The 22,177-nt window shown below is 55.1% G+C and carries 21 protein-coding genes; 6 read left to right on the forward strand and 15 right to left on the reverse strand.

The features are described 5' to 3' along the window. Positions 1-30 precede the first annotated feature (30 nt). Positions 31-504, reverse strand: a complete 474-nt coding sequence (gene aprB / locus HUE57_RS00500; RefSeq protein ID WP_078482415.1) for an adenylyl-sulfate reductase subunit beta — start codon at positions 502-504, stop codon at positions 31-33. A 483-nt stretch (positions 505-987) separates the two neighbouring features. Between aprB and HUE57_RS00505 the strand changes: the two genes are divergently transcribed. The 4 genes from HUE57_RS00505 (at position 988) to sat (ending at position 7,098) form a co-directional block, all read left to right on the forward strand. Next, entirely contained in the window at positions 988-3,888 is a 2,901-nt protein-coding gene (locus tag HUE57_RS00505) for a molybdopterin oxidoreductase family protein (protein ID WP_078482416.1), read from the forward strand. Continuing rightward, the gene (locus HUE57_RS00510; RefSeq protein WP_078482417.1) at positions 3,885-4,610 is read left to right on the forward strand and encodes a 4Fe-4S dicluster domain-containing protein; all 726 of its coding nucleotides are present in this window, start codon (positions 3,885-3,887) and stop codon (positions 4,608-4,610) included. Before HUE57_RS00505 ends, HUE57_RS00510 begins: the two co-directional genes overlap by 4 nt. Before the next feature lie 17 nt (positions 4,611-4,627). Further along, positions 4,628-5,608 (forward strand): dimethyl sulfoxide reductase anchor subunit family protein, encoded by a 981-nt coding sequence (locus HUE57_RS00515; protein ID WP_078482418.1) that lies wholly within the window; start codon positions 4,628-4,630, stop codon positions 5,606-5,608. 302 nt (positions 5,609-5,910) lie between these two features. Further along, positions 5,911-7,098, forward strand: coding sequence for a sulfate adenylyltransferase (gene sat / locus HUE57_RS00520; RefSeq protein ID WP_078484899.1), 1,188 nt, complete (start codon positions 5,911-5,913; stop codon positions 7,096-7,098). Positions 7,099-7,187: 89 nt separating this feature from the next. Here sat and HUE57_RS00525 read toward each other — a convergent pair whose 3' ends face one another. The 14 genes from HUE57_RS00525 to HUE57_RS00590 form a co-directional block, all read right to left on the reverse strand. Beyond that, a complete protein-coding gene (locus tag HUE57_RS00525; protein ID WP_174672512.1) occupies positions 7,188-8,057 on the reverse strand; it encodes an ATP-binding response regulator in 870 nt (289 codons plus the stop codon). Then, positions 8,054-11,542, reverse strand: a complete 3,489-nt coding sequence (locus HUE57_RS00530; protein ID WP_174672513.1) for a PAS domain S-box protein — start codon at positions 11,540-11,542, stop codon at positions 8,054-8,056. Before HUE57_RS00530 ends, HUE57_RS00525 begins: the two co-directional genes overlap by 4 nt. Beyond that, positions 11,523-11,810, reverse strand: coding sequence for a response regulator transcription factor (locus HUE57_RS00535; RefSeq protein ID WP_174672514.1), 288 nt, complete (start codon positions 11,808-11,810; stop codon positions 11,523-11,525). The genes HUE57_RS00530 and HUE57_RS00535 overlap by 20 nt, the downstream gene beginning before the upstream one ends. A 14-nt stretch (positions 11,811-11,824) precedes the next feature. Next, entirely contained in the window at positions 11,825-12,109 is a 285-nt protein-coding gene (locus HUE57_RS00540) for an Hpt domain-containing protein (RefSeq protein ID WP_174672515.1), read from the reverse strand. Positions 12,110-12,342: 233 nt separating this feature from the next. Next, positions 12,343-12,552, reverse strand: coding sequence for a hypothetical protein (locus HUE57_RS00545; protein WP_174672516.1), 210 nt, complete (start codon positions 12,550-12,552; stop codon positions 12,343-12,345). Beyond that, positions 12,533-12,712, reverse strand: coding sequence for a hypothetical protein (locus tag HUE57_RS00550; RefSeq protein WP_174672517.1), 180 nt, complete (start codon positions 12,710-12,712; stop codon positions 12,533-12,535). Before HUE57_RS00550 ends, HUE57_RS00545 begins: the two co-directional genes overlap by 20 nt. 10 nt (positions 12,713-12,722) lie before the next feature. Then, positions 12,723-13,322: a NapC/NirT family cytochrome c gene (locus tag HUE57_RS00555; protein ID WP_174672518.1), complete on the reverse strand. Its 600-nt coding sequence runs from the start codon at positions 13,320-13,322 to the stop codon at positions 12,723-12,725. A gap of 78 nt (positions 13,323-13,400) precedes the next feature. After that, a complete protein-coding gene (locus tag HUE57_RS00560; protein ID WP_078484903.1) occupies positions 13,401-13,832 on the reverse strand; it encodes a nitrate reductase cytochrome c-type subunit in 432 nt (143 codons plus the stop codon). Positions 13,833-13,892: 60 nt separating this feature from the next. Then, positions 13,893-14,792 carry a quinol dehydrogenase ferredoxin subunit NapH gene (gene napH, locus HUE57_RS00565; protein ID WP_078484896.1) on the reverse strand — a complete coding sequence of 300 codons (900 nt, stop codon included), beginning with the start codon at positions 14,790-14,792 and terminating at the stop codon, positions 13,893-13,895. After that, positions 14,792-15,652, reverse strand: a complete 861-nt coding sequence (gene napG / locus HUE57_RS00570) for a ferredoxin-type protein NapG (protein ID WP_078484895.1) — start codon at positions 15,650-15,652, stop codon at positions 14,792-14,794. Before napG ends, napH begins: the two co-directional genes overlap by 1 nt. Positions 15,653-15,692: 40 nt before the next feature. Further along, positions 15,693-18,254, reverse strand: a complete 2,562-nt coding sequence (napA, locus tag HUE57_RS00575; RefSeq protein WP_174672519.1) for a nitrate reductase catalytic subunit NapA — start codon at positions 18,252-18,254, stop codon at positions 15,693-15,695. After that, on the reverse strand, positions 18,251-18,523 hold the full coding sequence (locus tag HUE57_RS00580) for a chaperone NapD (protein ID WP_078484894.1): 273 nt from the start codon (positions 18,521-18,523) through the stop codon (positions 18,251-18,253). Before HUE57_RS00580 ends, napA begins: the two co-directional genes overlap by 4 nt. Next, positions 18,520-19,059 carry a ferredoxin-type protein NapF gene (gene napF, locus HUE57_RS00585; protein ID WP_078484902.1) on the reverse strand — a complete coding sequence of 180 codons (540 nt, stop codon included), beginning with the start codon at positions 19,057-19,059 and terminating at the stop codon, positions 18,520-18,522. Before napF ends, HUE57_RS00580 begins: the two co-directional genes overlap by 4 nt. 665 nt (positions 19,060-19,724) lie before the next feature. Continuing rightward, positions 19,725-20,420, reverse strand: coding sequence for a Crp/Fnr family transcriptional regulator (locus tag HUE57_RS00590; RefSeq protein ID WP_078484893.1), 696 nt, complete (start codon positions 20,418-20,420; stop codon positions 19,725-19,727). Between the two features lie 183 nt (positions 20,421-20,603). Here HUE57_RS00590 and moaA point away from each other — a divergent pair, with 183 nt between their 5' ends. Beyond that, positions 20,604-21,593 carry a GTP 3',8-cyclase MoaA gene (gene moaA / locus HUE57_RS00595; RefSeq protein WP_172840376.1) on the forward strand — a complete coding sequence of 330 codons (990 nt, stop codon included), beginning with the start codon at positions 20,604-20,606 and terminating at the stop codon, positions 21,591-21,593. A gap of 53 nt (positions 21,594-21,646) precedes the next feature. Further along, on the forward strand, positions 21,647-22,138 hold the full coding sequence (locus HUE57_RS00600) for a HugZ family pyridoxamine 5'-phosphate oxidase (protein WP_078484891.1): 492 nt from the start codon (positions 21,647-21,649) through the stop codon (positions 22,136-22,138). Positions 22,139-22,177: the final 39 nt, after the last annotated feature.

Below are 22,177 nucleotides of genomic sequence, written 5' to 3' on the forward strand. Positions count from 1 at the left end.
AATTCCTCTTGTAGATTTGTTCGACGCGGCTTACTTACAGATCAGCTCGCTGGGATCGCCAGCGCGGTAGCCATTCTGCTCGTTGTGATTGAAGAAGCCGGGCTCTTCGATCTTAGACATGTCAGCGTCAGCCTTGCCGCCGTAAGGATCGATAGAACCTTCAGGGGTCGTACGGATCGGGAACTTAAAGCGCTTCATGGTGCCGTTACGGAACTTGATGGTCCACATAATGGAATCAGAACCACGCAGTGGCTGTACTGAACCACCAAGAGGAACAACGTCAGCGTAGTGACGAGCTTCGATTGCCTGCTGTGGGCAAATCTTAACGCAGGAGTAGCACTCCCAGCACTGCTCAGGTTCCTGATTGAAAGACTTCATTGCGTGGCCGGTTTCAGAACCGTCCATATCGAGTTTCATCAGGTTGTGCGGGCAGATGTACATGCAAGCGGTCTTATCCTGACCCTTGCAGCCATCGCATTTATCGGTACGTACGAATGTAGGCATGTTTTATTCTCCGTTGAACTGCAGTTTTATACACCCATCTAACAGGCGGCCCCGAAAGATGGACTCTAGAGTCTTATAAAGACTTAAATTCTTGTGTGACCAATCACTGCTTCTGATCGCACCGCTGTGGCCATAACTTCAACCTTCAGCGCATCACCAAGCTGTTCAAGTTGCTGTCTGTCGTAAGGCGTAGACGCAATGACCCGGCTTGTGGAGGGTGTCTACCATAATGATTCAGGGGGGGAAATCCAAACAGTATTATCTTTAGCTGCCATAAGGCGGCTTTATTCTTACTCCTTTATATATGGAAGGGCGATAACTCCTTATTACCAAATGTATTTCTCGGTCCAGCCGTATACCCCATATGGGATATACGCATATTAGTATATTGTGATATTTTACAGCGATCATCATCTGTGGGGCGAACTATTCACAGCGATGCGTTATTTTCCTAGCAACAACTCAGGCAATCGAGACTCCCCTATGTCATCAACCACTCAGCAAGCTGTGGCCGAAGGCCGTACTGAGGTTAAAAACACCACCTGCTACATGTGCGCCTGTCGCTGCGGTATCCGTGTCCATCTGCGCGATGGACAGGTTCGTTACATCCAGGGCAATCCTGACCATCCTCTTAATAAGGGTGTGATCTGCGCCAAGGGTTCATCAGGCATCATGAAGCAGTACTCTCCAGCACGCCTGACCAAGCCACTTAAACGCAAGGCGGGCTCTGAACGCGGAGCGGGGGAGTTTGAAGAGATCAGCTGGGAAGAGGCCTTTAGCACCCTAGAAGAGCGCCTCGGCGATATCCGCGCCACCGACCCGAAGAAGTTTGCGCTATTTACCGGCCGCGACCAGATGCAGGCGCTCACTGGTCTATTCGCCAAGAACTTCGGTACTCCAAACTACGCCGCACACGGCGGTTTCTGCTCGGTCAACATGGCCGCTGGCATGATCTATACCATCGGCGGCTCCTTCTGGGAGTTTGGTGGACCCGATCTGGAGCGCTCCAAACTATTCGTGATGATCGGCACCGCCGAGGATCACCACTCCAACCCGATGAAGATTGAGCTTGCGAAGTTCAAACGTAACGGCGGCCGTTTTATCTCGATCAACCCGGTCCGAACCGGTTACTCGGCCATCGCCGATGAGTGGATTCCGATCAAACCCGGCACCGATGGCGCACTGCTGCTGGCACTCAACCACGAGATCATCAATCAGGGGCTCTACGATCGCGACTTCCTGATCCAGTACTCCAACTCCGCAGAGCTGGTCAACATGGATGAGAACTCGAGCGAATACGGTATGTTCGTTCGATTTGAGGTTCCACCCGAAGAGGGCTGTTTCGATCCACAGAACAAGCTGTGGTGGGATCGTGAACTTAATAAACCGATCTCGACCCACACCCCGGGTGCCGATCCCTATCTGCGTGGCGAGTTTAAGCTCTCCGATGGCACCCCGGTCAAACCTGCCTTTGAACTGCTAGCCGAGCGTGTAGAGCAGTACACACCGGAGTGGGCCGCCGATATCACCGGCATCCCTGCCGAGACAATCCGTCGCCTCGCCCACGAGATGGGTATCACCGCCCGTGATGAGAAGATCGAGCTGCCGATTGCCTGGACCGATGTGTGGGACAACGAGCACGACACCATCACCGGCAACCCTGTCAGCTTCCACGCCATGCGCGGACTGGCAGCACACTCTAACGGCTTCCAGACCATCCGTGCGATGTCGATCCTGATGTCGATCCTCGGCACGATCGATCGGCCCGGCGGCTTCCGTCACAAGGCGCCCTTCCCACGTCCGATCCCACCCTGCCCGAAGACCCCAACGGGTCCCGAGGCAGTTAAGCCCAACACCCCGCTTGATGGTATGCCGCTGGGCTGGCCCGCCGATCCGGACGATCTTTTTGTTGATGATAAGGGTGAGCCGGTACGACTCGACAAGGGTTTCTCCTGGGAGCACCCACTCTCGGTACACGGCCTGATGCACAACGCCATCACCAACGCCTGGCGCGGCGACCCCTACAAGGTCGACACCCTGATGCTGTTCATGGCCAACATGGCGTGGAACTCATCGATGAATACCGATGAAGTGCGCAAGATGCTCAACGACAAGGATGAGGATGGTGAGTACAAGATCCCCTTCTTGGTGGTGGCCGACGCCTTCCAGTCTGAGACGGTTGCCTTTGCCGATCTGGTGTTGCCCGATACCACCTACCTTGAGCGTCACGATGTGATGTCGATGCTTGATCGTCCGATTTCCGAATATGACGGACCAGTCGACTCGGTGCGTGTACCGGTAGTGCCGCCGATGGGCGACAGCAAACCGTTCCAGGAGGTGCTGATCGAACTCGGATCACGCCTCAAGCTGCCACCGTTTGTTAATGACGACGGCTCACGCAAGTATCGCGACTACCCCGATTTTGTCACCAATTTCGAAACCGCACCCGGTTCGGGCATCGGTTTCCTCAGCGGCTGGCGCGGCCAGTCGGGTGAGAAGAGCATGAAGGGTGAGGCCAATCCGAAGCAGTGGGAGATGTACGAGAAGAACAACTGCGTCTACCACCATCATCTGCCGAAGTCCTACCAGTACATGCGTAACTGGAACCAGGGCTATCTGCAGTGGGCACAGTCACACAGCCTGACCCGCTATGACGAGCCGATCAACATCCATATCTACTCCGAGGTGTTGCAGAAGTTCCGCCTTGCTGCACAGGGCAAGAGCCAGGGCAAACAGCCACCCGATCATCTGCGCAAACGCATCGAGACCCACTTCGATCCACTGCCGTTCTACTCGGAGCCGCTCGAGGCGCAGCTCTCGGATAAACATAAATATCCGCTTAACGCGATCACTCAGCGTCCGATGGCGATGTACCACTCGTGGGACAGCCAGAACGCCTGGCTGCGTCAGATCCACACCTACAATTTCCTCTACATCAACCCAGTGACGGCAAAATCTGCCGGTATTGAGGATGGTGGCTGGATGTGGGTCGAGTCGATGCACGGCAAGGTACGCTGCATGGCGCGCTACAGCGAGAGCACCGAGCCGGGCACCGTCTGGACCTGGAACGCTGTCGGCAAGGCGTCTGGCGCCTGGAATCTAGACGGCAAGGCCAACGAGTCAAAGCAGGGCTTCCTGATGAATCACCTGATCAGCGAGGAGCTGCCAAGCTGCGAGGCGGGTGCCAACATTTCCAACTCCGACCCGGTCACCGGGCAGGCAGGTTGGTACGATGTGCAGGTTCGTGTCTATCCCACCGATCCAGGTGAGAAGCAGGAGACCTTCCCACAGTACGCCACCATGCCTTCCGCACCCGGCACGCCGATGCGCCGCAAGATGCAAAACTATTTCGCCGGCCTGTTCCGCAAGGGAGAGTTCAAATGAGCCAGTTAGCCCTCGTTATCGACCTGAATGTCTGCGTCGGCTGCCACGCCTGTGTCACCAGCTGCAAACAGTGGAACACCTCCGGCGACGCCGGTCCGATGTTCGATGACAACCCTTATGATAAGGACCCGACCGGCACCTTCTTCAACCGTGTACAGACCTACGAAATCGGTCAGTTCCCACGCACCGAGACGCTGCACTTCCCGAAGAGCTGCCTCCACTGTGAGGATGCACCCTGTGTACCGGTCTGCCCGACCGGCGCCAGCTTCAAGCGCGAGGATGACGGCATCGTACTGGTCGACTACGACAAGTGCATCGGCTGTAAATACTGCTCCTGGGCCTGCCCCTACGGTGCGCGTGAGTTCGACAAGCACCAGAAGGTGATGAAGAAGTGCACCCTCTGTGTCGATCGTATCTACGACGAGTCACTGCCCGAGTCGATGCGCAAGCCCGCCTGCGTGCTCGCCTGCCCAACCTCGGCACGCCTCTTCGGCGATGTACACGACCCCGACTCCGAGGTCTCGGTCACCATTCGTGAACAGGGCGGCTACCAGCTGATGCCCGAATGGGGCACCAAGCCCTCCAACCACTACCTGCCACGGCGCAAGACCAAGATGCACATCCATGAGGATGAGCTGGTCCGTGCCGACAATCCGCTCAAGAAGGAGGACATCCGTCATGAGATCAGCGACGACGTCACCCTCGACGACTGGATGATGTAAATCAGGAGATCCGACAGATGCATCCCACATTTTCAGTAATCTTCCTCACCACCCTGATCGGTGTCGGCCAGGGCCTGTTCCTGGCGATTTTCACCGAACAGAGTTACTCAACCGTCAACCTGCTTCCGGCACAGGAGAGCAGCTTCTACGTCACCGGTAGCCTGCTCGCCCTCGCCTTCATGGTCGGCGGCCTGTTTGCCGCGGTCTTCCACCTCGGCAAACCGAGCTATTTCATCACCCGCGCCTGGCGTGGAGTCACGCAGTGGCGCACCTCCTGGCTGTCGCGTGAATTGATCGCCCTGCCGCTGGTGATGGGGCTGATGTTCCTCTACATGGTCTTCCACTACTTCGGCTGGGATGCCGACATCTTCGGTAGCGCAGAGACCAAGGGGCAGCTGACTCTGGTGATCGGCGGCCTCGGCAGCGCTGCTGTATTTATCCTGTTTGTCGCCACCGGCATGATCTACGCCAGCCTCAAGTTCCTGCAGGAGTGGAACTGCTCGCTGACGGTGTTCAACTACATCCTCTTCGGTGGCGCCTCCGGCTTCACCCTCGCCGCTGCCTACAGCGCCTTTGCTGCACCTGAGCTGGTCGCCTTCTACGCTAGCTGGGCGATGATCATCACCCTCGCCGCACTGGTCAGCCGCGCCATGAGCCTGTTCCGCAACGCACGTATCAAGTACAAGTCGACCCTGCAAACCGCCATCGGCGTACGCCACACCCAGATCCAGCAGAAGGCGATGGGCATGATGGGTGGCTCCTACAACACCCGCGAGTACTTCCACGGCAAGACCGCCATCTTCCTCAAGTCGATTAAGTGGATCTTCCTGGTACTGGTCTTCCCACTGCCACTGCTACTGCTCTGGCTCGGCATGGACGGCAATCCTCAGGCACTGGTACTCGCCTTCGCCATCCAGTACCTCGGCCTACTGTTTGAGCGCTGGTTCTTCTTCGCCCAGGCGAACCACCCGCAGAACCTCTACTACCAGACAGTCTAGTCTGAGCAGCTCTAAAAAGGCGCCTTTGGGCGCCTTTTATTTATATAACCAACAACTTACCTATCAAAATTGGTTTCTATGACCCCATCATTTGGGCCTATTACCCAGAAAAAAGGGGGTGTTGTATAGTCGGCAGTTCTCTCGGCGGGGCTTCAGATCGATTTGATCCTGTGCACCAGATATTTCCGCGCCGCCGGGTCGACCACAATTTAGTGCCATCGGGTATCAGCGTTCTCCACCCCATGGACATCGGTTACTGCCTCGCCCTGCGGGGTTTATATAAAAAACGAGAGGAAAGAAGCATGATCAAGCCAATCGGTTCCGACGAACTCAACCCGCTATTTGTCTACGACAGCGAAGAGCACCACAAGCTTATGCACGAGGCAGAGTCTCTGCCTTCTGTCACCATCAGCTCACAGGCTGCAGGTAATGCCGTCATGATGGGTGCTGGTTATTTCAACCCGCTGAAGGGTTTCATGAACGTTGCTGATGCCATGGGCGCAGCCGAGAAACTGACCCTCACCGACGGTTCTTTCTTCCCCGTTCCTGTTCTCTGCCTGCTTGATAGCGTAGACAGCCTTAACGGCGCAACGCGTGTTGCCCTGCGTGATCCCAACATGGAAGGCAACCCTGTGCTTGCCATCATGGACATCACCGCTACCGAGGAAGTGACTGACGCGCAGATGGCCACCATGACTCAGGAAGTCTATGGCACTGACGATGCAGAGCACCCCGGTGTCGCTGCATTCAACGGCCAGGGTCGTATCGCAATCTCCGGTGACATTCAGGTTCTGCACTTCAGCTACTTCCAGGATGACTTCCCAGACACCTTCCGCACCGCGGTTGAGATTCGCAACGAGATCGCTGAGCGTGGCTGGAAGAAGGTTGTTGCCTTCCAGACCCGTAACCCAATGCACCTCGCTCACGAGGAGCTGTGCCACATGGCGATGGATCGTCTCGAGTGTGATGGCCTCGTAATCCACATGCTGCTCGGTAAGCTGAAGAAGGGTGATATCCCTGCTCCAGTTCGTGATGCTGCAATCCGTAAGATGGTTGAGCTCTACTTCCCACCCAACAGCGCAATGGTTACCGGTTACGGTTTCGATATGCTCTACGCCGGTCCTCGCGAGGCAGTACTGCACGCTTACTTCCGTCAGAACATGGGCTGCACCCACTTCATCGTTGGTCGTGACCACGCTGGTGTTGGTGACCACTACGGCGCCTTCGATGCGCAGACCATCTTCCACGACAAGGTACCTGCTGGCGCAATGGAGATTGAGATCTTCGAAGCTGACCACACCGCCTACTCGAAGAAGCTCGACAAGGTAATGATGATGCGCGAAGCGCCTGATCACACCAAGGAAGACTTCGTACTGCTCTCCGGCACCAAGGTTCGTGAAATGCTCGGTAACGGCATCGCACCACCTAAAGAGTTCTCACGTCCTGAGGTAGCTCAGATTCTGATGGATTACTATCAGAGCCTAAGCTAAGCCGCAGCATCCGCTACGGTAATAAAAAAGGGGCGCACTTCGGTGCGCCCCTTTTTTTGTGCCTGACCTCGGCAGCTAACGATCGATAGCTACTGCTCGCGTGCCGCCTCAATCGAGGCATCCAACGACTCAAACAACGCCTGGATATCGATCGGCTTGGTCAGGTAACGGTAGAAACCCGCCTCCAAACCACGATCAATCGAGCTCTGCATCGCATCGGCACTCAGCGCTATAACAGGGGTGTTACAGAGTTTTTCAGATACCTTGATCCGTTCAAGCGCTTCCATTCCACTGATACCCGGCAGATTGATATCGAGAATGATCACATCAGGTTGATGCGCCTCAGCCAGATCGAGCCCCAGCTCAGCTGTATGTGCCGTCATCAGATTGATGTTACCGCGACGCACCAATGCCGTATTCATTAGACGAATATTGGCCGGATTATCCTCAACGTAGAGCACACTGTACTTCTCGCACCACTCCGCCTGTGCTTCCTCATCTGAGTTGCTCACATCTTCATGCTCATCAGCTAAGGACTCATCGAGAGGGAAGGAGACGGTAAACTGTGACCCCTCACCAGGCGTACTCTCACAACCGACCTCTCCGCCCATCATCTCCACCAGCTGTTTGGTAATCACCAGACCAATACCGGTACCCTCCACCTCGGAGTTTTCTGCGCCAAGTCGATTAAAGGGGGTAAAGAGCGATTCGATCTGCTCAAAGGGTATGCCCTTGCCAGTATCACCCACTGTGAGACAGACCTGGTCACGACTATCACTGTCGCAACCACAACTCAGATTGATGTGACCACCCTCACGATTATATTTCACTGCATTGGAGAGCAGATTGATCAACACCTGTTTGAGCCGTACTCGATCGGCACGTACCGATATCCGGGAACCACAGTTAAGCGTGTCGATCAGTTTTATGCCGCGCTTCTCAGCCAGTGGACTAATCAACGTTTTGCCTCTTCCAACACATCGCGAATGACGACGCTCTCCATATTGAGTTCGATACGGCCCGCCTCAATTCGCGCCAGATCGAGCACTTCATTGATCAAATCAAGTAGGTGCCCACCGGCGGTTACTATCTCATTGACGTTATCGAGATGATCCTCGGAGAGCTGATCACTCTCCATCTCCAGTAACTGCGCAAAACCGAGGATCGCATTCATCGGTGTTCGCAGCTCGTGACTCATGCTGGAGAGGAACTCCGATTTGGCACGATTGGCCTGCTCCGCCTGCTCCTTGGCCAGATTGAGCTCCTGCTGTCTTGCCAGCTCGTCGGTGTAGTCATCGAAGATATTGAAAAGATATTGCGGCTTACCGTCGTCACCCGGTACGAAGCTGATATTTGAGAAGGTGACAAACTCACTTCCATCCTTACGCAACTCGGGCAGTAGACCGCTCCAACTCTTGCCTTGATCGATCGCAGCCACGATCTTCGGCCACATATTCTTATAGGTTTCATCTCCCATAAAGATCTGGAAGTGACGACCAATCACCTCCTCAGCCCGATAGCCGTGGTAAGCCTCATGCGCCTTGTTGATATAGATCAGCTTACCGTCACGATCCGCGATACCGATACCCTGCTTGGAGGTATCGAAGACCTGACGGAAGACCTTCAGGCTCTGCTCCGCTTCCTTGCGATCAGTAATGTCACGAATCACGCCAATATAGCCGATCGTTTCGCCCTGCTGATTTTTGATCGCAGTCCCAACTGTTTCACCAGGGAAGACATCCCCATCTTTTCGCTGGTAGGCAACCTCGTAGGGAAGGCGTGACTCGGTCGCACTCAAATTCAATCGCTGCTCGCCCTGCCGAATAAACTCCGCCTCACTCTCATAGAGTATCGAAGTCTTCTCTCCGACCACCTCATCGGCCTGATAACCGAACACTCGCGTCAAGGCTGGGTTACACATCTGTACCACACGATCTGGATTCGCATAGACCATCGCGTCAGGTATATCGCGGAACAGCGACTCAAACAGCACCTTCTGCCGTTCAAGCTCGATATCGGCACGTTTGCGATCGGTAATGTCCTGCACCGTACCAACCAGACTGATCGGGTTACCCTCTTTACCCATCACCGCCTCAGCCTCTTCGTGTACCCAGCGTATCTCGCCATCGGGCATCACAATGCGGTGGTCGATACTGTGTTTCTTACCCTGCGCAAACGCCTTCTCTTCCGAACGCTTAATACACTCAACATCATCGGGGTGAATCGTCTCGAAGAAGTGCTCATAGGTCGGTTCAAACTCACTCGGAGAGCGGCCGAAGATTCTGAAAATCTCATCCGACCAGTGCAGATATCCGCTTTCAACATCCCACGACCAGTTACCAATATGGCCGATACGCTGCGCATCACGCAGACGCGCCTCACTCACCTGCAGCGCCTTCTCCGCCAGCTTGCGATCGGTAATATCGTGATAGGTACCGAGCACACCGATAATCTCGCCTTCACCATCCCGCAGCGGCACCTTGCTGGTCTCTACCCAGTTACGTGAGCCATCACTACGATCTTGCTGCTCTTCGTAGTTAAGCTTCGACTCTTCGCTGGAGATGGTTATCGCATCATCAGCCCGGTAGAGCTCAGCCTGCTCCGGCCATGGCAACTCAAGGTCCGTCTTGCCGATAATATCTTTCGGGTGATTGATCCCAGCATCGGCAGCAAAGTGGTTATTACATCCCAGATAGACCGACTCGCGATCCTTCCAGAAGACACGCACGGGAATAGTATCGAGCACGCTCTGCATCATATTTCTCGATGTCTGCAGAGCAGTCTCGATCCGCTTTCTTTCTGTCACATTGCGCACGATGGCCACGAATCGTGTCGGCTCACCCTCGGGCGCAACTAGCTGCAACACAATATCGACCGGGATAAGCGACCCATCCTTGTGCTCATGGATCGTCTCGAAGGCAATCGAACTCTGTCCTCCCAGAAGCAGTGGTTCGATAAGCGACCTGAATTTTCTCTCATCGTAATCGGGCTTGATCGTCCAGGGGTGCATAGTGAGCAGCTCCTGCTCGCTGTAACCCACCTGATCGATCGCTCCCTGATTGACGTAGAAGAAGGTGAGCGACCCGGGGTCGATCATAAAGACACAATCCTGCGTCACATCGAGCGTGGTCTTGAATCTGTTCAGCGCCTCTTCGGCCTCTTTACGAGCGGTTACATCCTGCACGACACCGAGCATCTTCAGCGCTTTACCCGCCCCGTCGCGCACCACATCACCCTTTTCAAGCAGCCAGTGAACTGTTCCGTCATCCCAAACGACCCGGTGCTCAATATTGTACTCCGCACCCTCTTCCACACGGGCATTTACAGCACCGAGTACCGCATCACGATCATCGGGATGAATCGCATTGACGAAGTTTTCGTAGGTGGTATCAACGAGCCTGTTTTGGTAACCAAACAGAGGAGCAATGCGTTCTGACCAGTAGAGCTCACCACTTTCAATATTCCAGTCCCAGGTACCGATATTGGCAAAGGTCTGACTCCTATTGAGTCTTTCCTCATTTTTCTGCAACTCTTCGTGCAACAGCTTTCGTTCGGTAATATCGGTTCGGATCGAGACGTACTGGTAAGGAACACCTCTCTCATCCATATAGGGAACGATGGTCGAGTCAACCCAGTAGATAGCCCCATCTTTGGCACGATTACTCAGCTCACCATGCCACACTTTGCCGCTGGCAATGGTCTGCCACATATCGATGAAGAAGCTCTTTGAGTGCGTACCAGAGTTAACGACATTGTGGTTCTCACCAAGCAGCTCATCCAGGCTGTAGCCTGAGATCTGTACAAATTTCTCATTGGCATAGGTAATCTTGCCACTACTGTCGGCAATACTGACGATCGAATGCTGATCGAGCGCAAACTTCTGGCGCTCCAGCTCACGCAGGTTGTTCTCGGCTCGTACCTTCTGTCGACGCACTCGACCGGAGCGAACCAGCCATGCTCGCACGGTACGAATCAGGTGATAGGGATCGATCGGCTTATCAAGAAACTCCTCTCCGCCTCGGCTCATCGCCTCGAGACGCAAATTATCGTCACCATAACCGGCCACATAGAGAATTGGGGTATCGTCGAGATGGCGGAACTGTCGGATCACGCTGGCGCACTCCATACCGTTACACTGCGGCATATTGAGATCCATCATGATCAGATCGGGCTGGAAAGATTCGATCGTCTCAAGTGCCCGAACTGGATTGGTTAGGTGCTTAACCTCCATACCAGCCTGCTCGAGAAAGGTGCGGTAGAGCGTCGCAATATTCGCATCATCATCGACAATCAGCACCCGGCCCGTTGAGTCACTCGCCTCCTGTGCAAAATCATCCAGCGCCTCAATCAGTCCAAGGCTATCAAGCGGTGTGGTCAGATATCGATTCACACCCGTCCGTGCGGCGGCAAGCCGTGACTCAGCATCACCTCGTGCAGAAATCAAAATTGAAGGGGCAGTTACCCGAACGGTTCAACTCGTCCATTGCCTCACAGTAGAGGCCCTCTTTTTCGGGTAGCTCAGCTAGCACCACGGCCAGTGGACGCTCAGATAGCAGCCATGCTTCCACAGCCTGGCCGCTCTCCATGACTATCACACGATATCCCTGTCGTTCCAGTTGTGCCGCGACTTCGTCTTCAAGCTTCTTTTCACCAGGAAGATTGATCAAGACAGTACGGCTCTCAGCATCGAAACGGGGTTGGTTTCGCTGCATGCCAACAAAATCTCTCAGAAGGGATCGTCATCGGAGCTGATGGAACTCTGCTTGAGGGAGTCTAGAATCAGGTCGACCTGCTCTCTTACATCTGTACTGACAGATCGCTGTTTAACGACAGTCTCTAACAGACGCTCAAAACCACGCGCGTAGGCACTCAGGTCGGAGAAACCGTAGGTAGCACCCGATCCAGCAAGGTTATGCAGCATCAGCAGTAGTCGTTCGGCTAACGGCTCGTTCCAACTATCGGTGCAGAGCGCAGACCAGCACTGGCGCAACTCATCGAGCTTAACCGGCAACCCTCACGATAGCTGGTCACCAGCTCGGAGAGACGTTCCTCTATTTTGTTATTCTTCTTTTCCATGATTTCAGCAATTAAGTGAGCATTTGGGCGGGGTGTCGCTATCAGTCCACCACCTCAACGGTTTTATAGGCACAATAGTACTACAGTAAAGAAGTTGGTTTTATGCCGAAACAATTGTTTACAGCCCTGAAAACGATCATTTTTATGCCAAATCGAGTCACTACCGCTTCATATCGCTGATTGGTTAACCAACAGTGTTAATCTTTGAAAAAGAGGCGAAAAAAGGGGCGCACACTGTGCACCCCCGCTGACCGCCATGGATAGCGAAGCGAAGGCGGTTAGTCCGCGATAGTCGACGCCGTCTGCATATTCGTAGTTGAGAGCGCGAGCGGACGACGACGAAGATGCAGCAGCGGCTTTATGTCGGCGTAGAGTCACTGAGGGAGTTGTGTAGAGCCGCGAAGAGGTGATTACGCAACGAACGCAGGACGTCGGGCGCCGTAGGCATAAATGGTCGCGTTAAGTTTTGCTGTTTGCTTGGGCTTGGATGCCCAAAACAAACTTTCGCAAAATAGCGACTCCCGATTCGAACTAACAATGGAACTCAACTACTCCTCTTCACTCTCCTCAACGGCGAGCATCGGATGCTTGGCCACCGCCTCTTCCCAACCAGCAGGCAGACTGTGCGCGACACCCTTGTGGCAGTCGATACAGGTCTTGCTCGGCTCCAGGCCATCCTGCACCTCCCAGACATGCGGGTCATGGCGTTCGGCACTACGCTCCTCCTGCTTCTCGAGATTCATCGAACCGAAGTTGTGGCAGTTACGACACTCGCGTGAATCGGTCTTCTTCATCCGCTCCCACTCGCTGACCGCCATGGTGAGTCGATACTCCTCAAACTTCTCCGGAGTATCGATGGTGCCCATCATCTTGTGCCAGAGCTCGTTAGACGCCTTGATCTTACGCACGATCTTATGCGTCCACTCCTTCGGCACGTGACAGTCGGGGCAGGTGGCCCGCACGCCGGTCCGGTTCGACCAGTGCACCGTCTCCTGCAGCTCCTGATAGACGTTCGCCTCCATCTCATGACAGGAGATACAGAACTCCTCGGTATTGGTCAGTTCCAGCGACCAGTTAAATCCACCCCAACCGATGACACCGAGGATGATGCCGACAACCAGCGTGGCAAATGTTGATTTAGCAAGCATGTTTACAACCTTAATTATGGATTATTGATTTAAAAACCGACCAGAGCGACGCTCGCCGCCCCGGCCGGGACATTACCGTTACTTCGCTCCGACAAACTGGTTCTCAACCAGCGGATCGGCACTCTGCTGCGGCGCATGACACTGGTTACAGAAGTAGCGACGCGCCGAGACCTTCTTCAGCTTATTACCGTCACGGTCGAGGAAGTGGCTCTCGCCCGTCATCGGTGCCTTCTCCTTCTTGTAGTTGGCCGCGCTGTGGCAGCGCATGCAGGTGTTAGTCTTCAAGGTAATCTTATCCTTATCAACCTTGTGCGGAATCATCGGCGGCTGCAGCTTGAAGCTACGCTCAAAGCCACCCTTCTGCGTTACCTGCTTACGCTTCTCATACGCCTTGGAGTCTGCATCCAGCTCCAGATCACCACGCAGTGACGTCACATCGGCGCTGGCACTGAACGGTATTGCCATCACGGCAAACATCCCCAGAACTGCGGTAAGTACGATTTTTTTCATGACAACCTCCACCATCAATTTAGATTTTTTCATCGTTTGATTTTTCCCTTGCAACACACATCAGGCGTGCGTTGCCGAACCCTTAATACCTTCGTTACCACTGACATTGTTGAAACGCATTCCGAAGTGGAAGACATCCTTGGCACAGATATCGATACAGCGACCACAGTTGGTGCAATCACCCGAGGTGATTACCGGACCGCCCCCCTTCGTCTCACCCCTGAGCGCAGGCTTGATCACCTGCGGTTCGGGACAGACGACGAAACACTCCATGCAGTCGTTGCAGGCCACACGTTGATCGGCCCGCACCCTCACCAGGCTGAGCTTACCGAGCAGTCCGTAGGTGGCACCCACCGGACAGAGGTGGCTGCACCAGCCTCTTCTGGCAACAAACAGATCGAAGAGGAAGATGGCCAGAACCACAGCCCACCCCATTCCCAGACCGAAGATGATGGTGCGATGGGTCATCGAGACCGGGTTGAAGACCTCATAGGCCATACTCCCGGTCACAAATGCCATCACCACCACCATCGCCAGCATCCAGTAGCGCAGATTGCGCGACAGGTGGGTCGAGGGTTTGATCTCCAGCTTCTCCCGCAACCAGTTGGCTGCATCGGTCACCATATTGAGTGGACAGACCCAGGAGCAGAAGAGACGTCCACCTGCGAGCAGATAGAAGACAGTCACGATTAACACTCCCGTGACCACCGTACTGACCGGCGTCAGGAAACCCGCCGCCAGCATCTGCAGAAACACCATCAGATCGGTCATCGGCACCGTATCCAGCAGCAGGCTGGATGAGAGGTTACCTTTGATGATCCAGACACCCGCCCAGGGACCAAGCATGAAGAGCAGCAGAATCGACAGCTGACTAAAACGCCTTAGCAACAACCATTTGTGCGCACCCAGCCAGCCCTTCTCGGCCAGCGCATCGGCCCCCAAACGTTGGTACTTAGCCATCAGTCACTCCCCCCGAAACCACTATTGAGTGTATCGAGTGGATTACTACGCTCTTCGGTGATCAGCCCTTCCCCGCCGTGCTCGTAACGCACGCCTTCGGGCAGGTTGTAGCGGTGTTCCACATCCGGGGTGACCAGCGACTCGCCCGCACTCGCCTTCTCCTCCCAGCCGATCCGGTAGTGATCGCCCAGCTTCCCCTGAACCAGATGGTTAGGTAGAACCTTGATGGCGGCCTCTTCCAGAATGCAGGCCCTCTCGCACAATCCACAGCCGGTACAGGCGTCGGAATGGACGACGGGAATAAAGAGTGCGTGCTTACCGGAACGAACGTTGTGCTTACGCTCCAGCGTGATCGCCTTACCACGGATGGGACAGACGTTGTAACAGACCTCACAACGCAGCCCGAGAAAGGCGATACAGCTCTCCTGATCGGAGACCACCGCCAGTCCCATACGGGCCCTGTTGATATCGGTCAGCTCGTGATCCAGCGCCCCGGTCGGACAGACCGGCACACAGGGAATATCCTCACACATCTCGCAAGGACCGCTCCTGGCTGTGAAGTAGGGCGTGCCGGTGGTTACCTCTTCACCGATATCGGCCAACTTCAGAATGTCGTAGGGACAGTCACGAACACACAAACCACAGCGCGTGCAGGCTGCCAGGAACTCACCCTCGGGTAGCGCACCCGGAGGACGAATCGCCAGTGCCGGCAACGATCGGGCCTGTTGTGAATAGAGCCCGATACCCATACCGAACAGACCAACACCGCAAGCGGTCTTGGCCAAGTCGGCCAGGAAGCGACGGCGGCTAACCGCTTTGCCCTTCCCGTTCAGGTTATCGTTGTGATCGTGGTCACTCATCTTCTATTTCATCTTCGCTTCTGTTGTCAGTGGACTCGGACTACGCCTTCACCACCTTGACCGCACACTTCTTGTAGTCGGTCTCTTTCGATAGTGGATCGGTCGCATCGAGGGTCACCTTGTTGATCAGACGACTGGCGTCGAACCACGGTACATAGACCAGCCCCTCGGGCGGACGGTTACGACCACGGGTCTCGACACGGGAGACGATCTCGCCACGACGGCTGACCACCTTCACCTTGGCGCCCTGACGCAGACGACGCTTCTTCGCATCCTTGGGATGCATGAAGACCACCGCATCGGGTACCGCCCGGTGCAGCTCGGGGACGCGTTGGGTCATCGAACCAGAGTGCCAGTGCTCCAGCACACGGCCGGTGCTGAGCCACATGTCGTACTCTTTATCGGGGCTCTCTGCTGGCGGTTCATAAGGTGCGGAGATAATCGCCGCGCGCCCATCAGGCTTACCGTAGAACTTGACGCCCTCACCCGCCTTAACGTGTGGATCGTAGCCTTCGCGGAAGCGCCACAGCGTCTCCTTGCCGTCGATTACCGGCCAGCGCATACCACGCGCCTTGTGGTAGGCACCAAACTCGGCCATCTCGTGGCCCTTCTTCGGAATCCCCTCGACGGAGTTGAAGAGGCGATACTCCTCGAATAGCCCCTTCTGCGCGTAGAAACCAAAGTCTTTGGACTCATCATTGTCGTACTTGTTACCGCGATCATCGGTGACCTGCTCAGCTGGGAATTTATCGACCTGACCATTGGCGTAGAGCACATCGAAGAGGGTCTTGCCTGCAACCTCCGGTGCCTTGGCGATCAGCTCGGCCGGCCAGACATCCTCGACCTTGATGTACTTGGCAAACTCCATCACCTGCCACAGGTCAGACTTCGACTCACCCGGTGCAGCGGTCTGTTGACGCCAGAACTGGGTACGGCGTTCGGCATTACCGTAGGCACCCTCCTTCTCGATCCACATCGCCGTCGGCAGTACCAGGTCGGCGGCCTGGGCGGAGACGGTCGGGTAGGGGTCGGAGACGATGACGAAGTTATCGGGAGCTCGCCAACCGGGGTAGGACTCCTCATTCAAGTTGGCCGCCGCCTGCATGTTGTTGTTACACATCACCCAGAAGACGTTCATGACCCCGTCCTTCAGTGCACGGTGCATCGCCACCGCGTGGATCAGGTTTTTACCCATCGGCTTACCGCTGATATCGGGCTGATCGGCACCGTCGGATTTGCCGTTGGCACGCGGAATGGTGCCTGCTGGCAGTTTCCAGGTCTTCTCGGAAAATTTGCAGTGCGCATCCTTCTTCACCACCAGATCGGCGGGCAGGCGGTGGGTAAAGGTACCGACCTCGCGAGCGGTACCGCAGGCGGATGGCTGACCGGTGAGCGAGAAGGGGCTGTTGCCCGGCTCGGAGATCTTGCCCATCAGCAGATGGATGTTATAGACCAGACCGTTCATCCAGACACCGCGGGTGTGCTGGTTCATGCCCATGGTCCAGTAGGAGGTGACCTTCTTGTTCGGATCGGCGTAGACCTTGGCCAGCTTGAGCAGCTTATCCTTCGGCACGCCCGACATCTCGCTCGCCTTCTCCAGAGTATAGGGGGCTACCGACTTGGCGTACTCCTCGAAGGAGATCTTGCTCTTACCACCGTTACCCGGATTCTTCGCCGCCTTCTCCTTGGGATGGGTCGCACGCAGACCGTATCCGATATCGGTAACCGCCTGGTGGAAGTTGACATGTTTGTCGAGGAACGCCTTGTTGTAGGCCTTATTCTGGATGATGTAGTTGGCGATGTAGTTACCGATCGCCAGATCGGTCTGTGGGGTGAAGACCATGCCGTTATCGGCCAGCTCGAAGCAGCGATGCTCGTAGGTTGAGAGCACATGTACCTCACACCCCTTCTTGGTCAGACGGGTATCGGTAAGGCGCGACCAGAGGATCGGGTGCATCTCCGCCATGTTGGCACCCCACAGCACGAAGACATCGGCGTGCTCAAGGTCGTCATAGCAGCCCATCGGCTCATCGATGCCGAAGCCTCGCATGAAGGCACCAACCGCCGAGGCCATACAGTGACGAGCATTCGGCTCGAGGCTGTTGGAGCGGAAACCGGCCTTGATCAGCTTCTGTGCCGCATAGCCCTCCCAGACGGTCCACTGACCGGAACCGAACATGCCGATACCCTTGGGACCCTTCTTACGCGCAGCGATGAACTTCTCCGCCATGATCTTAAACGCCTCGTCCCAGGAGACCGCCTCAAACTTGCCATCTTTGGCGTATTTCCCACCCGTCTTACGCAGCATCGGCTGGGTGAGACGATCCTTTCCGTAGAGGATCTTCGGCAGGAAGTAACCCTTGATGCAGTTGAGACCGCGGTTAACCGGGGCATCGGGATCACCCTGTGAGGCGACTACCTTGCCGCCCTTGGTGCCGATCAGCACGCTACAGCCGGTACCACAGTAGCGACAGGCCGCCTTGTCCCAGCGAATCCCATCATCCGCCGCTGCAAAGCTGACCCCTGGCAGGGAGACACCCGCTGCCGCTGCAGTTGCAGCTATCGCATTGTTTTTAATAAATTCTCGCCGTGTCTGTTTCATTGTACGACCTCCTCTAAATGCTCAACTTCTTCATTATTTTCATCTTCGTTATGGTGGTAAATCATCGATGCGGATATAACGCCATCCACGTTTTGAAAACTCATCAAGGTATCGGCCATGAGACCCTCATCATCCTGCTCAAGGGTCACCACCAGCTGCCCATCATCGTTAATCGCGTGTACTTCAACGCCTTCGAGATGCTGCAGCCGCTCCTTTACCGGCACGATATTTTCTGGTCTGGCATGCACCAGAACGCCACAGATATTCATGCACTCTCCTCCAGTTGTGATTTTTGTTGAGATAGTTGATTCGTCCCCTGCTGAACCGAGAGAGCCGCTACCGGACAGGGCGCCACACAGGCGCCACAACCGCTGCACGCCTGCTGATCGAGTTCAGGAATAGAGACACCACCGATGCGTGGTCGAAATGTAATGGCGCGCTCATCACACTGTTCGCCGCAGCTGCGGCATACAACGCCTCGCATCGCCAGACACGCATCGGAAATCGTTGCCTTAAGCTGCCACGGCTGCGCATGAGCTGCGAAGGCCTGGGGCTGGAGCGCGCCGGTTTTGCAGCGCTCGACACACTCGCCGCAGAAGGTGCACTCACCACGCTTGAAATTGATCTTGGGGAAACCTGACTCGGTTTCGATAATCGACTCAGGGCACTGCTTTCTACAGTCATCACAACGGCTGCAGAGATCGACAAATAACGTCTCTTCCACTGCCCAGGGTGGGCGCACAGGCACCGAACGACCGGAGAGATCGCCCCTGAGAAATGCCCGTCGGTTTATTGCCCTTCCCATACCGCCACCTACCACCATAGAGACGCGGTTAACTTATGCTTCCTGCTCAATGGAAGCTTCCTGATCTGAACGCAGATTCTTTGGTTCGATAGCAGTACTGCTGACCAACAAATAGCGCCTAAAGCTCACCACATCGGCGGGCACCAACCTCGCCTCTTAATACCCACGTTTTGTACGTTATATGACAAACCTAGTCTCGAAAATGGAGAAGATCAAGGCCACCGAACACTTATAACTAGCTGTTGAACAAGAGATTTACCCAATAGAAACAGTCGGGATTAGAGTGGATATAAATAATTTTTGATGTCACACAGATAACTATCCGCTGTCGAGACGCACATTCAACTCAATGAAACCAGACCGACTGATCACTGGCCTCAACAGCCAGCTTTAGGTAGCGACCATTGATAGCCCACAACTGGCCAACAAACACATAGATTTGAATCAAAGCAACGTATCGAAACAGGGGCGTTTTATAGGTAGCTGGAGAGCAACAGCTATCACCCTGTGTGCAGCTCAAAACAGGCGTAATAACCATCCATACATCCCCGAGATGGGTTTAGGAAACTAAGCATGGAAGGCGAGCTGAAGAATCAGCTCGCCTGTGATCGATGTTATTTGATCAGGGAGATCAAGAGGTAGCAGCTAACCAGATATTAAGCGTATCAGTCGTCAATATCGGTCATGCTGCGCAGGGCGTGGATGTCGCACAGCACAATGTCATTACCCTGCACCTCAATCAGACCGCGATCTCTCAAACGATGCAGTATTCTGGAGAGGGTCTCGGGCTGTATTGAAAGCTTGGAGGCGATCAGGTTTTTGGTCGCTGGCAGATGAATGCTGGTGCTCTCGGCAATATTTACCGGTAGCTGTTGCAGCAGATAGATCACCAGACGATAGGTCGCATTCCGCAGCGAGAGACTGTCGATCTCGTTGAGAAACTGATGCAGGCGGCGACTCAGAGTTGCCATCATGCGGAAACTGGTCTCAGGCGAGTCGCGGAGCAGCGAAACAAAGGCGTGGGCGTCGAACGAGAGCACCTCTGATATATCCACCGACTCTGCATGCAGCGGGTAGGCGGCATCCCCTCCCATAAACATCAGCGCCTCAGCGAAGATCTGGCCCGAGCTGACCAACTCAACCACCTTCTCATCGCCATCGGGCGAGGTACGAAACAGCTTTACCAGACCACGACGCAAAAAGTAGAAACTCTGTACCGGCTCCCCCTGACTAAACAGACGCTCGCCCTTGGCCAACTGGTGGCAGTGCATACCCTGCATTACCCTGGCAAATTGATCATCCAATAGCGCGCCAAACAGCGGCGTACGTCGGATTTCGGTGCTGATCTCTTCTTGGGTCATATCGCCATCTCCCTCCGCCCTTGACCAAGATCAGTGCAACTGACCGGGGCGTCAATTAGAAATTGTAGTTGATGGACATTGTACGGACTTGACCGGATTGAGTCATGCACAATAGACATGACGTAGAGTGGGGAAATAACCCCTTTGGGTTATTGCCGAAATCGCTTAATAGAACTAGATTTGATGACTATGAGCCGATCACTAAAAGACCCATTTGGCAGAGAGATCGAATATCTGCGCCTCTCGGTAACTGACCGTTGCGACCTACGCTGTTTCTACTGCATGCCGAAGGGTTTTGACGACTACCAGGAGTCTGTCGACTCGCTCACTTTTGATGAGATTGAACGCGTCGTTGCTGCCTTTGGCGAGCTCGGCGTGAAGCGCATTCGTCTTACTGGCGGTGAGCCACTGGTACGCAAAGATGTGACCCAGCTGGCCGGTCGTCTGGCAAAGCTGAATGGCATTGAGGATCTCTCCCTTTCGACCAACGCCACCCGGCTCTCAAAACACGCCGACGAGCTGCACAATGCCGGCGTCAGCCGTATCAATGTCAGTCTCGACACCCTCGATCCACACCGTTTTCGTGAGATCACCGGCGGCAAGCTGGAAAAAGTGATCAACGGTCTGATGGCGGCCAAAGAGGCGGGGTTTTTCCCGATCAAGATCAACATGGTGGCGATGAAAGGCGTCAACGATGACGAGTTCGAGCAGATGGTCGAATTCTGTATCGAACACGACTTCACCCTGCGCTTTATCGAAACCATGCCGATGGGAGCCACCGGCTTTGGAGCCAAGGATCACTATCTCGACCTGCTAAGCGTCGAGCGCCGCCTCGGTGAACGTTTTGAGCTACTGCCCGGCGTAATGCCCGGTGGTGGTCCTGCACGCTACGTACAGGTCTCCGGTACCGATCTACGCATCGGTTTTATCACCCCGATCTCACAGCACTTCTGCGAGAGCTGTAACCGCATCCGCCTCTCTGCCGATGGCAACCTCTACCTCTGCCTCGGGCAGGACCACAGCTACGCCCTGCGCCCACTACTGCGCGGAGGTATTAGCGATGACGGCCTTAAAGAGGCGATCTTCGAAGCGATCGCGCTTAAACCAGAGCGTCACGAATTTAACGAGAAGCCGAATCAAGTGGTCCGCTTTATGTCGATGACTGGCGGCTGATCGACCCTCTTCCTGTTATAGTCCCCACATCGTTTCAATCAGTAGGGTAATCCGTGTCACGCAGTGAAACACTTACCGGTCTGGGCCGACTCATTCGCAGTCAGCGCTGGGCCGCACTCGCTACGCTGCAGAAAGATGGCACACCACTCGCCTCAATGGTCGCCTACGCCTTCGATGACAACTTCAGCCAACTCTATCTCCACCTGAGCCAACTCGCCGCTCACACCGGCAACCTGCTTGAACGCCCAACCATCTCACTCGTAATCAGCGAACCTGATGATGGGCGAAAGGATCCGCAAACGCTGGCACGCCTCACCCTCAATGGTGAAGTCACCGCCGTTAAACCCGACTCACAGACATACACTCTCGGCAAGGCTCGCTACCTTGGCCAGCTACCTGAGTCTGAACAGCTATTTGAGTTTGGTGATTTTGCGCTCTACGCCTTCCAATCTGTCGATGTGCGCTATGTCGGTGGGTTTGCGCGTGCCTGGAGTTTCAATCAGAGTGATCTAGAACAGGCCGCACAACTAAGCAAAATAAAGTAATTCAATCTGAGAGCCATACTCCCCGATTCCGTTCCACTC

The organism is Candidatus Reidiella endopervernicosa, from assembly GCF_013343005.1.
Taxonomy (GTDB): domain Bacteria; phylum Pseudomonadota; class Gammaproteobacteria.

Coding starts and splice junctions, on each gene's coding strand:
- moaA (WP_172840376.1), top strand. CDS start 20,604: ATGACTATGAGCCGATCACTAAAAGACCCATTTGGCAGAGAGATCGAA.
- HUE57_RS00555 (WP_174672518.1), bottom strand. CDS start 13,322: ATGCTTGCTAAATCAACATTTGCCACGCTGGTTGTCGGCATCATCCTC.
- HUE57_RS00580 (WP_078484894.1), bottom strand. CDS start 18,523: ATGAATATCTGTGGCGTTCTGGTGCATGCCAGACCAGAAAATATCGTG.
- sat (WP_078484899.1), top strand. CDS start 5,911: ATGATCAAGCCAATCGGTTCCGACGAACTCAACCCGCTATTTGTCTAC.
- HUE57_RS00515 (WP_078482418.1), top strand. CDS start 4,628: ATGCATCCCACATTTTCAGTAATCTTCCTCACCACCCTGATCGGTGTC.
- HUE57_RS00560 (WP_078484903.1), bottom strand. CDS start 13,832: ATGAAAAAAATCGTACTTACCGCAGTTCTGGGGATGTTTGCCGTGATG.
- napG (WP_078484895.1), bottom strand. CDS start 15,652: ATGAGTGACCACGATCACAACGATAACCTGAACGGGAAGGGCAAAGCG.
- napF (WP_078484902.1), bottom strand. CDS start 19,059: ATGGGAAGGGCAATAAACCGACGGGCATTTCTCAGGGGCGATCTCTCC.
- aprB (WP_078482415.1), bottom strand. CDS start 504: ATGCCTACATTCGTACGTACCGATAAATGCGATGGCTGCAAGGGTCAG.
- napA (WP_174672519.1), bottom strand. CDS start 18,254: ATGAAACAGACACGGCGAGAATTTATTAAAAACAATGCGATAGCTGCA.
- HUE57_RS00535 (WP_174672514.1), bottom strand. CDS start 11,810: ATGCAGCGAAACCAACCCCGTTTCGATGCTGAGAGCCGTACTGTCTTG.
- napH (WP_078484896.1), bottom strand. CDS start 14,792: ATGGCTAAGTACCAACGTTTGGGGGCCGATGCGCTGGCCGAGAAGGGC.
- HUE57_RS00505 (WP_078482416.1), top strand. CDS start 988: ATGTCATCAACCACTCAGCAAGCTGTGGCCGAAGGCCGTACTGAGGTT.
- HUE57_RS00510 (WP_078482417.1), top strand. CDS start 3,885: ATGAGCCAGTTAGCCCTCGTTATCGACCTGAATGTCTGCGTCGGCTGC.
- HUE57_RS00590 (WP_078484893.1), bottom strand. CDS start 20,420: ATGACCCAAGAAGAGATCAGCACCGAAATCCGACGTACGCCGCTGTTT.